Consider the following 11,930-nt stretch of genomic DNA (forward strand, 5'->3'; position numbering starts at 1 on the left):
AACTCGTTCACTTAAGTGAAGAAATACGTTTTAGCTCTTTTTTTCAAGAATCCTTGCTCTTAATCTGCTTAATGATTGTGGTCGAATGCCTAAATAACTCGCTAATTGGTGTTGCGGAACACGCTGAATAAGGTCTGGTCGTGATTGCAATAAATTCAAATACCGTTGTTCAGGGGAAGAAGTCTTAAACTTGTCAAAATCTATTCGTTGTTTGGCTAACAATTCTTCCGATAATATTCTACACATTATTTCAAACTTTGGGAATTTACTGTTTATTTCTACTTCCATATCAGAATTTGAAACTGTAAGGATAGTGTCTTCTATACAACTTATATAATATTCAGATGGAGTTTTGCTTATTACACAAGGGGGCGTCAACGCTTCCATTTCTGTATAGAAAGCAGTAGTTTTTTCTTCACCATCAATGATGTAATATTTCCGAATGCATCCTTTTAGAACAAAATAGCTATCTTTCGATTTTTGTCCTTCTTTGAGTAAAGTCGTCCCTTTCTTTACCGAGCGAAATATGTCCAAAGAAACGATTGCGTTCTTCTCATCTTCTGTCAGAGAAACATATTTTGTTATAAAGTCAAATAGTAAGTCTTGCATTATATTTTCTGTTATTACTGTCGTCTGTTACACTTGCCACCAAAGGGTTACGGCTTTGCGAAGGAGCGGAAATAGAAGCACGGACTTTCAATTTTGCACAACAGTAGCATAAGCCATTTTCTATTTGCTAAATTACAAAAAAAGGAAATAAAAATGGCTTATGCGGTGATAGAATTACTACCGTTGAATTTTGCACTTAACCCGCTCTTTTGCAAAACCGATGTTAGCGGATCGTTGTTATTTCAGTTTATCTTTTCGAACGCATTGCTTTCACTTTTCTCAAATTTGTGTCGGCAATAAACTTTTCGTATTCCTGCGTTTCCATTCCATAGATAGCAATTTTTCCGTTACTATCGCAATGGATACCAAAACCATAGTTTTTAGATAAAGGTGATGTCCTTAAACAGGGTTGTCCCTTTGAGAAAAATTGTTCTCTTGCCAGTTTAAGTTCTTCTTTAGTCAAATTATTTTTGACAGCAAACACTTGAAATAGTATATCATCAGATGTGTATTTATATGGATTTTTCACAATCAGTTCATATTGTATTTCGGCAACAGTCTTCTTCCCTTTAGCCGGAGGTTTTGTTCCGCAATTTGATTTCGTGTCTTCTGCCACTTCGATAAAAGTGTCAAAGTAATTGGTAGTATAGACTTTCATTATCCCAAGTTGTAAAAATGATTTTCCTGAATGATTTTACCATTCCTCCAACGCTGAACCGATATTTGTTTGTAATCAAGTCTGCCAAACATTTTATTAGTAAAAATATAATGCCAATGAGCAACAGATAAGTTTTCTTCAACAATTGTCGAAAGTAATTCGAGTTTTTCAACTTCTGAATTGGAAATAAAATTTTCAACCTCCTTTCGGAAATTTTCCATTCCTTTGGTTGGCTCATTACTGTTGTCTGTTGAAATAATGTCTTGGTCATAGAACTTATCAACAGCTTCAATGAATTTATACTGCTGAACTAGAGAGTTAAACTCTTTTACTGTTTCTGTGAATGTTGTCATTTGAATTGTTTTTTGTCTGTTTGAAACGTCATCCTACAATGACCGCTAACGGTTTGGGTATTGCCGAAGGCGGGGATTTTTAGTACAAAAGTTCAATCGAAGAACGACAGTTTAACTTTGTACTTCCGTCAAATCGAAGCCTTTCCGCCCCGCTTTTGGCACTACCTTGTTATGTGCAGCCCTTTTTTGTCATTCGTGTTTTGGTTCGTTAAGGTCAAAATAATTTCCCTTCGTCTTATCAAGTGTTTCTGCTATGAGTTTAAAGTTTTGTTCTGTCGGTTTTAGATTTACATATTTTTCAACTATTGTTCTATGTCTGAAGATAATAAATGTATTTTCGATACTTGCATTAATTTTATTAAGGTTTACTTCGCTTTCAGTATCTGCAAATGAGGGAACAAAAGTCAAAGCAATTTTTTGAAGCTTTAATTTTTCGCCGATTTTTTCTAATTCTGTTTGGCGTGTCTGCTTGTTATAATTTTTTGAATTTCCGTAAACAAAATATGCTTTAAGATATTTTTCTCTTATTACACTTTCATTGTCTAATTGTTTAAGCCATTTTTTGATTTCGTCCCAATTTGGATTGTCACCAACAAAATATACTATTCCGTGATAGCGTCCATATTTGCAGACAGGGCAAGTTCTTGTTCCTTTGTCGGGTCCAAAGGCGTGAAATGGTATAAATGAAGGTTGGTCTTCACCAATGTTTAAACCCGATTGAATGTCTGCTTTGTTTTTAGTAGGGTAGTCGGGAATATTCAGTCCTAATACCATATTGTGTTCTGCGATTTGAATGTTGCCGTCCAAAACAATTCTTAATATTTCCGTGCCTGCTCTGTCAAGTTTGCCATACTTTTTCTTTTGGTTTAGATATAAAGGGTCGTCATCAAAATAAAGGTCGGCATAATATTCGTTAATGATGTCAGGTTCTTTTATGGATAAATGAATGTGTTGAGGAATATTATCATTCGGATAAGCAGCAGGTCTGCTTGTCTTAATTGTATAGTTACCACTCTTGTCTGACTTTACCCAACCTCGCAGTTTACCATGTTCTTTTGCGTGTTTAGGCGTTTCGTTATTTGATGAATACAGACCGTTATCGTCCGTATGCCAATAGTAGATAATGACATCAGATGCGGGTGTTCTACCATCAAGCTGAAAAACTTTTCCTGTCAAAATAAGTTTCTGTTTGCCTTCATCCCAGCCAATACTTGTATGCTCCGATGAAATTACTTTTGGCATTCCAACATACATTAATTCACAGCCATCACAACCTCCGCCAACAAGTTTGTTCTCGTCTGCCTTAATTTCAGTCTGATTGCTTTCGGATTTTGTCTGTCCGTTACAACTTGTCAGAAAATTGAATAGAATAATAAAAAGCCCGAGTTTAAATAATTGTTTCATTGTCAGATGTTTTGACGGCTAAAATGCCTTTTATTTACCTTCTGTACAAATGAAATATAGTATGATGAGTTTATTTTGTGTTGAGCTGATGGAAATCAGAGAACTTTGATTTGAAATTTTTTGCGTAGTTTCTGCTCAAACGCAATATTGTATTATCTGAAAGTGTAATATCATAATCTCCATTTTGTCGGGATTCGATTGATGAAATTTTATGGATGTTCACGATATGAGATTTGTGAATACGTACAAACTGTTTGTTGTCTAATTGCTTTTCTAAAGACTTCAAAGTTTCGGTATGTAGATACCTTTTTTGTGAAATATAAATACTAATGTAAGGTGAGTTAGCCGAAAAATAAAAAATGTCATTTACCTTTAGCAGTAATTTTTTGTTATTGTTGTCAACGATTAAGATTGAACTGATAAAATTTTGTTTGTCAGTTATTGCTTCTACATCATTTTCTATTTTTGATAATTGGATACTTTTATTAATTAGGGTAAAAGCCAAAAATGAAAACCCGTAAACAATTACCGTTTTTATAAAATAAGCCGATAATCCAAAATTGAAAGTCTGCCAATAATCAAAAGTGTGATAGTAAAAAATCTTTGAAATAATAAATACCAACGCAGGATATGAAAACAAATGACATATACTTGCTAATTTTACTAAAAGTAATTTCAGGTCTAATCTTTCTGTTCCCTGTATCATTTTTAAAACCAATGTCACTAAAGGCATAAACAAAAGCCAATAACATGAACTGAACAGTAAAGATTCCGAAATGTAAAATGAACTGCTTTGGGATAAGGAGTGCAAAAAATCCAAAAGCACATTTGCCAAAACGAACAGCATTATACAAGTTACAAAAATGAAATTTACTTTCTCTCTGTGTTGGAAGATTTGATATGTGTGTTTGATTGTCAATGTGTTTTTATTTATTAAGGCTATACATTTAGGGTTGCACATAACACAAATATGCGAAACTATTCCAAATTTCCAAACAAAATTCGTATAACCAACTATATTAAAACTTTTACACGAATATTTTACGGTTATTGCGTATAACTTGCATGATTTAGCTTTTTTATTTGGTAAATCGACAAAATTTTAAACAGCTTCTTGAGATTAAAAGATACAGTGTCAATTCGATAGAAACGTATGTTAATGCGTTTCGTCAATTTTTATTACATTTCATAGGTCAGGATGTAGATGTATTGACCGAACGACAAATCGAACAATATATCAACCAACAAGTAACAGAACGAAGAATTTCGGTTTCCTACCAAAAATAACTGAGCTTTCGTCCGTTGTTTGTCTGTCGGGTGACGTTGGTGCGTTGATTAGGTAGCTCTTTTGCATTTTTCTGTTGGGTTTGTGTGATTGCGAAAATGCAAATGTGCTACCCAATAGCGTGGACTTTATTTGTCTTTGTCCGTTTGTGTAACTGATATGTCAGGTTAAGAACGATGTTGTTTTCGTGTAGTTTGGTTGTGCTTGTTACAGGTAGTCGGGTGATGTGAATGTAGCCGATGTCAAATTTCAGATAAGGTAAAACTTTGTATTCAAGGTTTAGTCCAAGTCTGTCGTGGTCAAAGAAATGATGTTGTGTCGTTCCTGAAAGGTTAAAAAGCAATTCGTCAAAAAGGGATAGTTTTATTTTGTCGGTAAAGTCGTAACGAAAGCCAAAGCGGTTTCTTAGCCGTGTGATGTCTGATTGGTTGTTGTCAAACATTCGGTATTCAATGGCTGTTCTGTCCACTACATAAAACTTTTTTACGATGCTATGTTGTAATTCAACGGCTGCCGAAAAGCGAATTTCGCTGTTGGGTGTTGCGTTTTCGTCTGCTTGTTTCTGAATGATTTTGTAATTGGAAAAATAAGCAAATGGCGAAAGCGAAAATTTTACATCATCATTATGCTGATAATGCACCCAATTTCTGAAAGTGAACATCAAATTTTTGTCGAACAAATTGGCATTGTCAAATCCGTTTTGTCGTCTATGCTGAAACTCGCTATCTATTTTGAATTTCTTGCCAACAGGAACGCTCAAAGTACCACGAAACCAAACATTGTAATGTTGTTGTGCCTGTGAAGTTTGGGCAATAGAAATCCATATTGCTGCTGTCAGCAATTTTTTAAACCAATCCATAAATGTTTTTTAGTGAGGCAATTTTTCTCTTAAATATCCGTAAACCCAAGTGCCTGCAACGGCACTCAAAAGAGTAATTCCGATAACGGTTGCACCTGTTCCGATTTGTGCAAACAAAGGTCCGGGGCAAGCTCCGGTAATTGCCCAACCGAAACCAAAAATCAAACCGCCATAAATTTGTCCTTTGTTGAATGTTTTGGGTGAAATTTTAATCGGTTCGCCATAAATGGTTTTGATGTTAAATTTCTTAATCAGAAAAACAGAAATCATACCCACAACAACTGCGCTTCCAATTATTCCATACATATGAAACGACTGCAAACGAAACATTTCCTGTATGCGAAACCAACTCACTACCTCGGCTTTTACGAACACGATGCCAAATAAAACTCCGACAACTAAGTATTTCAAATTATGATACCATTTGTGCTGTAATTCGCTTTCGTTTACGCACATGGCGTCTAACTCACGAAGCTCTTTGTCAGTGGACAGTTGAGAATTGACAGTTGAAAGTACTGCTTGATTATTTGTTTTCATTTTTATCTTTGTTAAAATTATCTTTTATAGCTAAAGGAGTTGTTACCGCAAAATCTTACACTTTTGCATTAAATATTATTTCGCTTTACAAGCATTTGGTTTCGGAAAAGAAAGAATTTGTTTTATCCAAACAATTGCTTTGCAGCGGAACGGCAATTGGTGCGTTGATTCGTGAAGCTGAACACGCCCAAAGCAAAAAAGATTTTCTCAATAAAATGAACATCGCTTTGAAAGAAGCCAATGAAACCGAATATTGGATTGACCTTTTAAAGGAATCGGGATTTATATCTGCGGAAGAGTATAACAACATATCTCAAAAAATTAAAGAGTTACTAAAACTGCTCATCAGCATTGTGAAAACGACTAAACAAAACCATAATATCAGTTGACTTTTTCAGTTGACAGTTGAGAATTGACAGTTGACAGTTTTTCACTATTCACTATCCATTCTCAATTGCCCATTGTCCACTCTCCACTCTCCACTCTCCACTCATAAAGACAGAATAAAAGGTAAAATAAGGTTAGCCATAATAAAACCGCCAACCAAAAAGCTGATGGTCGCAATCAATGACGGAAGTTGTAAGTTAGACAATCCCATAATGGCGTGTCCGCTTGTGCACCCACCTGCGTAGCGTGTGCCGAAACCCACTAGAAATCCACCAACAACCATCAGTAAAAATCCTTTCAGTGTAAACAGCGATTGCCAATTCATAATGTCTTGTGGAACAAGGTTGTTGAAATTGGTAATGCCGTAACCTGCTAATTCTGTGGCTAATTTTGGATTGACTTCAACAGGATTGGGATTTGATAAAAAGTTAATGGCTATTGCTCCACCTAAGAATATGCCGAACACAAAAAACAAATTCCATACTTCTTTTTTCCAATCGTATTTGAAAAAAGGAATGTTGGCAGGCATACACGAAGCACAAACGTGTCGCAACGATGAACTGATACCGAACGATTTGTTACCAATAATCAACAATGCAGGAACAGTTAAACCGATTAACGGTCCTGCTACATACCACGGCCAAGGTTGTTTAATAATTTCTATCATTTTTATTTAGTTGAAAATTGAAAGTGGAGAGTTGAAAGTTATGGGAAATCATTTTCCATTTTCAACTTTCCATTTTCAACTGATTTATCTGTTTGTGTTAATTAAATTTTCCAATTCAGTTGCAGGCACTATACCCGATTGTCGCCAAAGCGGTTTGCCGTTTTTGAATAAAATAAGCGTAGGAACACCACGCACCTGATAAGCCGATGCTGCTTGCGGATTTTTGTCCACATCAATTTTGATAATGTATGCATTTTCACCTACTCGGTTTTTTACATCTTCCAAAATGGGCGACAACATTTTACACGGACTGCACCAAGTAGCAAAAAAGTCCACCAATACAGGTTTATCCTGATTTATTATTTCTTGAAATGTCATATTGTTGTTTTGTTGTTTTTTTGAAAAATAGATAGCAATAATCCTCCCATAACTGCACCGTAGATAGTGCTATTAGTTGGATTTGAAGTGATGGCACAACTTCCCGAACTGCAACCCACTTGTTGCCAATAAAAATATCCTGCTACTGCTCCCACAAATACACCAATGATTGTGAGCAAATGCTTTTTAGCGAATTTCTTCATAGTTTACTTCTTCAATTTTTCTGTTGCTTTTGCGAACAGGCGTATTACAACCCGAAGCACCACAACAACCGATATTCATTATTGGTATTAGCGAAAACAAAACACCCGCACCCACAAAAAGCCAATCTCTTGCAACAACGCTTTGCACAATAATGAAAATGCCTATTGCTAAGCGAAGCACCCGCATTAAATCCCAAGTTTTTAAATACTTTTTCATTTTATTCAGTTGATAATTGACGGTTGAAAATGGATAATAAAAAATAATGGTCCATTGTCAATTCTCCGCTGTCCATTGTTTTACATTTTGCCACGTCCCGCCATTGATAACATTCTGAAATCCGTTGTTTTCCAAAATACTTTTTGCCTGACCGCTACGGTTGCCGCTTCTGCAAAAAACAACGATGCTTTTCTTGTTTTTGAATTTGGATAATTGACTTGGCACTTTGTCCAACGGAATGTTTATCGCTCCTTTCACACTACCTGCCGAAAACTCGGCAGGCGTGCGAACATCTACTAAAAAAGCACCGTCTTTTATGGCTTCTGTTAATTGGTTGTTGTCCGTTTTTACGAACAGATTTTTGAATATTCCAAACATTTTAATTTAGTTGAAAGTTGATAATTGAGAGTTGAAAGTATTGGTTAAGAATAAGGAAATCATTCTCCACTTTCCATTTTCCATTATGAATTAATTAATTTGCTTTGACATACGAAATCGGTTTTAGGAACATTGGTTTGTGCAATGGCATTGAAACCACCTTCTACTTCGGTAAAGTTTCTGTAACCTCTTGCCTGTAAAATGCTTGCTGCAATCATACTTCGATAGCCACCTGCACAATGCAGGTAAAAATGTTCCTGCGGATTGATGTCTTTAACCCAATCGTTGATGTATGCCAATGGCTTGCTATATGCTTCCTCGATGTGTTCTGCTGCATACTCGCTTTCTTTGCGAACGTCAATGATTTTGCTTTCGCCTATCTTTACTTCCGATGCAAACTGTTCAGGTGTATTGCGGTTTACGGTATCGGTTTCTTTTTCAGCTTTTTCCCAAGTTTCAAAACCACCAGCAAGATGTCCCAACACATTATCAAAACCTACACGGCTCAATCGTGTTACGGCTTCTTCTTCCTTGCCGTTGTCTGTTACCAACAAAATTGGTTGTTTTACATTTACAATCATTGCACCCACCCAAGGGGCAAAATCGCCATTCAAACCGATATTGACAGATTGCGGAATGAAACCCTTTGCAAATTCTTTGTCGCTTCGTGTGTCTAAAATCAATGCTCCTGTACTTTCTGCTATCGTTTCAAATTCTTCTGCCGAAAGTGCTTTCATTCCTTGCGTAAGCACTTCATCAAAGCTGTCGTAACCTTTTTTGTTCATTGCTACGTTCATTCCGAAGTATGCAGGTGGTGGAAGCAAACCGTCTGTAACTGCTTTGATAAATGCTTCTTTATTGGGTTGGTTCAAAGCGTAATTTATTTTCTTTTGATTACCCAATGTATCAACCGTTTCTTTCATCATATTTTTTCCGCAAGCCGAACCTGCTCCGTGTGCAGGATAAACAGTTACATCATCGGGCAACGGTAAAATTTTGTTATACAAACTTTCGTAAAGCAATCCCGCCAATTCTTCCTGTGTCAAATTAGCTGCTTTCTGTGCCAAATCAGGTCTGCCCACATCGCCTAAAAACAAAGTGTCGCCACTGAACAAAGCCGTTTCCTTTCCGTTTTCGTCAATCAACAAAAAGCAAGAACTTTCCATTGTATGTCCAGGCGTATGCAGGACTTTGATTTTTACGTTGCCTAATTCAAACACTTGATTATCTTCTGCAACAATGGCTTCAAATTCGGGTTTAGCAGTTGCTCCGTAAACAATTGGTGCATTTGTTTTTTTGCTCAAATCAATGTGTCCGCTTACAAAGTCTGCGTGGAAATGCGTTTCAAAAATGTATTTGAGCTTTACACCGTCTTTTTCCAAACGGTCTAAATACGGTAGCGTTTCACGCAATGGGTCAATAATGGCGGCTTCGCCATTAGAAGTAATGTAATAAGCACCTTGTGCCAAACACCCTGTATAAATCTGTTCTACTTTCATATCAGTTGAAAATTAAAAATTGAGAGTTGAAAATATTTTTTATTATGATGCAAATTTCCGATACTTATTTATTCTATACAGCTACTTTTGTTACAGAGCAGTTGAGAATGGACAATGGACGTTTGAGAGTTAAAAGTTGTCAATTTTCAACTCTCAACTTTCAACTATAAAAGAGTTTCTTTGATGATGATATAAATACCAATTACCAGTACAAACCAACCAAATGCAGGTTTGAGTTTTGATCCGTCAATTTTTTTGGAAAGGGCCATACCGATAAAAATTCCGACAATGGCAAAGGCAATTACTTTTGAAAGGAAAAGCCAGTCAATAACGGTTTCCCCACTTTCGCCAAAGAAACCAATCAATGATTTTGCTGCAATAATTACCAACGAAGTTCCAACGGCTTCTTTCATTGGTAATTTACTTAATATTACCAACGCAGGAATAATTAAAAAGCCACCTCCTGCACCAACAAGCCCTGTCAAAACTCCTACAACTGTTCCTTCAATAAGAATTAACGGATAATTGAACTGTTGTTTTTGTGGTTCTTCATCGCAAGTTTTTTTATCCTTTTTAATCATACTGTAAGAAGCGAAAATCATCAGCAAGGCAAAAAGTAACATCAATAAAATACTTTTGGTAACGGTAAAATTTCCGACACTAAAAATTTCGTTTGGAATGGCAGGAACGATAAATGCCCTTGTAAGAAAAACGGATGCAATTGACGGAATACCGAACACAACAGCCGTTTTGATATTAACCAAACCCTTTTGGAAATAAGAAAATGAACCTACAACGCTTGTAGTTCCAACGATAAAAAGAGAATAGGCTGTTGCTAAAACTGCGTCCACACTGAAAAGGTAAACCAGAACAGGAACAGTAAGAATACTGCCACCGCCACCGATTAAACCTAAGGAAATACCTATAAATATTGATGCTAAATAACCTTCCATAAAATTGACAGTTGACAGTTGACAGTTGACAATGGACAACGAGACATTAGTGCTCATTGAGCAATGCAAAAGTCAGAAGAAAGATTTTCCTGTACAGCTACTTTTGTTACAAAGCAATGGACAATTGATAATTGACAGTTGGCAATGATTTGTCCATTGATAAAGACTGTTTGGTGGATTTTACGATACTGATAAGTAGTCTTAGTAATTCTTTTATTTTTTGAGAGAAATCAAAATGTTCTATTGCTGATTTGTAGAAACTGTCTTTGAGTAAATCAATCCAATATTCAGTTTCGTTAGCTTCTTTCAAGGCTATGTTTATTTTATGGAGAAAAACTTTTTTGCTTTGGGCGTGTTCTGCCTCACGAATCAAAGCCCTGATAGCAGTTCCGTTTCTAAGCAACTGTTTTGACAGAACAAACTCTTTTTTCTCTGTGGATAAAAACTTATAAAGGTTAATAACAGCAAAAGCAAATTCATAAGATTTTTCTGCAACAATATGCTTTTTCATAAACTTTTTTTCATTGTCCATTGTCACCTATCAACTGTCAATTGATTGTAGTTTTATTTCTACCGAGCTTAACAACTCCGATTTCTTCTAATTGTTTTAACAATCGGGAAACTACAACACGGGCAGTTCCTAACTCGTTGGCTAATTGTTCGTGGGTTATGTTCAAAGTTTAGTTTCGCGTGAGTTCCTTCTTTTTGATAAGCAAAGCGAACATTCTTTCATCAACTTTTTTGAAAGCAATAGCATTTACAATTTCTAATAAATCTTCAAAACGCTGGTGATACAAACGAAAAATGTAATCCAACCATTTCGGATATTCTTTGATGAACAACGAAAACTTATCAACAGGCAGAAACAAAATTTCGGCATCGTCCTCAACTCCTGCTTTTACTTAACTTGTTTCGTTGTGTAAACCGCCAAGAAATGACATTATGCAACTTTCGCCCGCTTTTAAGTAATACAATAAAATTTCTCTGCCGTCTTCTTCTTTTCGGATTCTAATCTTCCCTAAAACAGCTACGATTTTAAATGTAGTTTAATAATTTAGGGACAATGAAAAAAAGTAAGTTTAGCGAAACAAAAATCATTAAGGTTTTGAAGCAGCAGGAATTGGGAACATCTGTTACGGATATCTGCCGCGAACATGGCATTATCCAGGGTACATTTTATGGATGAAAGAGTAAATATTCGGGTATGGAGGCTTCCCAGCTCAAACAGATGAAAGATTTGGAGCGGGAGCTGGCACAATATAAGAAAATAGTTGCCGAGCAGACGCTTCAGATCACGGTGCTAAAAGATGTTATTGAAAAAAAGCTCTAGGGCCTGCCGAGAAGCGAGAGCTTGTAGGTTATGCCCAGGAAGATTTTGGGATGAGCTTACGGCAGGCCTGTTCACTATTCAACATCAGTACGTCTGTTTTAAAGCGTAAAGATGATTCAGAAGTGATCCAGCAGCTATCCAAGCTGGCCGATTTACACCGTACCTGCGGTTTCTGGATGATGTATCACAGGCTTAGGAAGCTACAGTATATGT

At 36.1% G+C, this 11,930-nt stretch carries 19 protein-coding genes; 3 read left to right on the forward strand and 16 right to left on the reverse strand.

Translation table 11 applies throughout. The annotated features are described in order from the left end of the window. Window positions 1–30 precede the first annotated feature (30 nt). The 5 genes from LBYS_RS04745 to LBYS_RS04765 all read right to left on the reverse strand — a co-directional run bounded on the left by LBYS_RS04745 (window position 31) and on the right by LBYS_RS04765 (window position 3,730). The gene (locus LBYS_RS04745) at window positions 31–609 is read right to left on the reverse strand and encodes a Crp/Fnr family transcriptional regulator (RefSeq protein WP_013407746.1); all 579 of its coding nucleotides are present in this window, start codon (window positions 607–609) and stop codon (window positions 31–33) included. 247 nt (window positions 610–856) lie between these two features. Beyond that, window positions 857–1,267, reverse strand: coding sequence for a DUF6157 family protein (locus tag LBYS_RS04750; protein ID WP_013407747.1), 411 nt, complete (start codon window positions 1,265–1,267; stop codon window positions 857–859). After that, window positions 1,267–1,620, reverse strand: a complete 354-nt coding sequence (locus tag LBYS_RS04755) for a nuclear transport factor 2 family protein (RefSeq protein WP_013407748.1) — start codon at window positions 1,618–1,620, stop codon at window positions 1,267–1,269. The genes LBYS_RS04750 and LBYS_RS04755 overlap by 1 nt, the downstream gene beginning before the upstream one ends. Window positions 1,621–1,809: 189 nt before the next feature. After that, window positions 1,810–3,024, reverse strand: coding sequence for a dioxygenase family protein (locus LBYS_RS04760; RefSeq protein WP_013407749.1), 1,215 nt, complete (start codon window positions 3,022–3,024; stop codon window positions 1,810–1,812). A gap of 70 nt (window positions 3,025–3,094) precedes the next feature. Then, on the reverse strand, window positions 3,095–3,730 hold the full coding sequence (locus LBYS_RS04765; protein ID WP_222836540.1) for a LytR/AlgR family response regulator transcription factor: 636 nt from the start codon (window positions 3,728–3,730) through the stop codon (window positions 3,095–3,097). 377 nt (window positions 3,731–4,107) lie between these two features. On the opposite strand from LBYS_RS04765, the gene LBYS_RS19905 reads away from it, so the two are divergent. Beyond that, window positions 4,108–4,311, forward strand: coding sequence for a phage integrase N-terminal SAM-like domain-containing protein (locus LBYS_RS19905; protein WP_083794545.1), 204 nt, complete (start codon window positions 4,108–4,110; stop codon window positions 4,309–4,311). A 107-nt stretch (window positions 4,312–4,418) separates the two neighbouring features. Here LBYS_RS19905 and LBYS_RS04770 read toward each other — a convergent pair whose 3' ends face one another. Both LBYS_RS04770 and LBYS_RS04775 read right to left on the reverse strand, forming a co-directional pair. After that, window positions 4,419–5,168: a DUF2490 domain-containing protein gene (locus LBYS_RS04770; protein WP_013407751.1), complete on the reverse strand. Its 750-nt coding sequence runs from the start codon at window positions 5,166–5,168 to the stop codon at window positions 4,419–4,421. 9 nt (window positions 5,169–5,177) lie between these two features. Further along, complete coding sequence (locus LBYS_RS04775; protein WP_222836555.1) at window positions 5,178–5,624, reverse strand: DUF6691 family protein; 447 nt, start codon at window positions 5,622–5,624, stop codon at window positions 5,178–5,180. An 89-nt stretch (window positions 5,625–5,713) separates the two neighbouring features. On the opposite strand from LBYS_RS04775, the gene LBYS_RS04780 reads away from it, so the two are divergent. Beyond that, entirely contained in the window at window positions 5,714–6,094 is a 381-nt protein-coding gene (locus tag LBYS_RS04780) for a four helix bundle protein (protein WP_013407753.1), read from the forward strand. Between the two features lie 101 nt (window positions 6,095–6,195). Here the strand turns inward: LBYS_RS04780 and LBYS_RS04785 are convergent, their stop codons facing one another. The 9 genes from LBYS_RS04785 to LBYS_RS19595 all read right to left on the reverse strand — a co-directional run bounded on the left by LBYS_RS04785 (window position 6,196) and on the right by LBYS_RS19595 (window position 11,064). Next, window positions 6,196–6,759, reverse strand: coding sequence for a YeeE/YedE family protein (locus tag LBYS_RS04785; RefSeq protein WP_013407754.1), 564 nt, complete (start codon window positions 6,757–6,759; stop codon window positions 6,196–6,198). Window positions 6,760–6,843: 84 nt separating this feature from the next. Then, window positions 6,844–7,137 carry a thioredoxin gene (gene trxA / locus LBYS_RS04790; RefSeq protein WP_013407755.1) on the reverse strand — a complete coding sequence of 98 codons (294 nt, stop codon included), beginning with the start codon at window positions 7,135–7,137 and terminating at the stop codon, window positions 6,844–6,846. Beyond that, window positions 7,134–7,340, reverse strand: a complete 207-nt coding sequence (locus tag LBYS_RS04795) for a DUF6132 family protein (RefSeq protein WP_013407756.1) — start codon at window positions 7,338–7,340, stop codon at window positions 7,134–7,136. Before LBYS_RS04795 ends, trxA begins: the two co-directional genes overlap by 4 nt. Next, window positions 7,324–7,557, reverse strand: coding sequence for a hypothetical protein (locus tag LBYS_RS04800; protein ID WP_013407757.1), 234 nt, complete (start codon window positions 7,555–7,557; stop codon window positions 7,324–7,326). Before LBYS_RS04800 ends, LBYS_RS04795 begins: the two co-directional genes overlap by 17 nt. Before the next feature lie 57 nt (window positions 7,558–7,614). Continuing rightward, a complete protein-coding gene (locus LBYS_RS04805) occupies window positions 7,615–7,935 on the reverse strand; it encodes a rhodanese-like domain-containing protein (RefSeq protein ID WP_013407758.1) in 321 nt (106 codons plus the stop codon). Window positions 7,936–8,018: 83 nt separating this feature from the next. Next, window positions 8,019–9,434, reverse strand: coding sequence for an MBL fold metallo-hydrolase (locus LBYS_RS04810; protein WP_013407759.1), 1,416 nt, complete (start codon window positions 9,432–9,434; stop codon window positions 8,019–8,021). 164 nt (window positions 9,435–9,598) lie between these two features. Continuing rightward, window positions 9,599–10,387, reverse strand: a complete 789-nt coding sequence (locus LBYS_RS04815; RefSeq protein ID WP_041824229.1) for a sulfite exporter TauE/SafE family protein — start codon at window positions 10,385–10,387, stop codon at window positions 9,599–9,601. Between the two features lie 106 nt (window positions 10,388–10,493). Then, complete coding sequence (locus LBYS_RS04820) at window positions 10,494–10,898, reverse strand: four helix bundle protein (protein WP_013407762.1); 405 nt, start codon at window positions 10,896–10,898, stop codon at window positions 10,494–10,496. A gap of 37 nt (window positions 10,899–10,935) precedes the next feature. Continuing rightward, on the reverse strand, window positions 10,936–11,064 hold the full coding sequence (locus tag LBYS_RS19595; protein ID WP_229310463.1) for a helix-turn-helix domain-containing protein: 129 nt from the start codon (window positions 11,062–11,064) through the stop codon (window positions 10,936–10,938). A gap of 386 nt (window positions 11,065–11,450) precedes the next feature. Between LBYS_RS19595 and LBYS_RS19910 the strand changes: the two genes are divergently transcribed. Then, on the forward strand, window positions 11,451–11,573 hold the full coding sequence (locus LBYS_RS19910) for a transposase (RefSeq protein WP_083794546.1): 123 nt from the start codon (window positions 11,451–11,453) through the stop codon (window positions 11,571–11,573). The last annotated feature ends 357 nt before the right edge of the window (window positions 11,574–11,930 follow it).

This window comes from Leadbetterella byssophila DSM 17132 (assembly GCF_000166395.1).
Lineage (GTDB): Bacteria > Bacteroidota > Bacteroidia > Cytophagales > Spirosomataceae > Leadbetterella > Leadbetterella byssophila.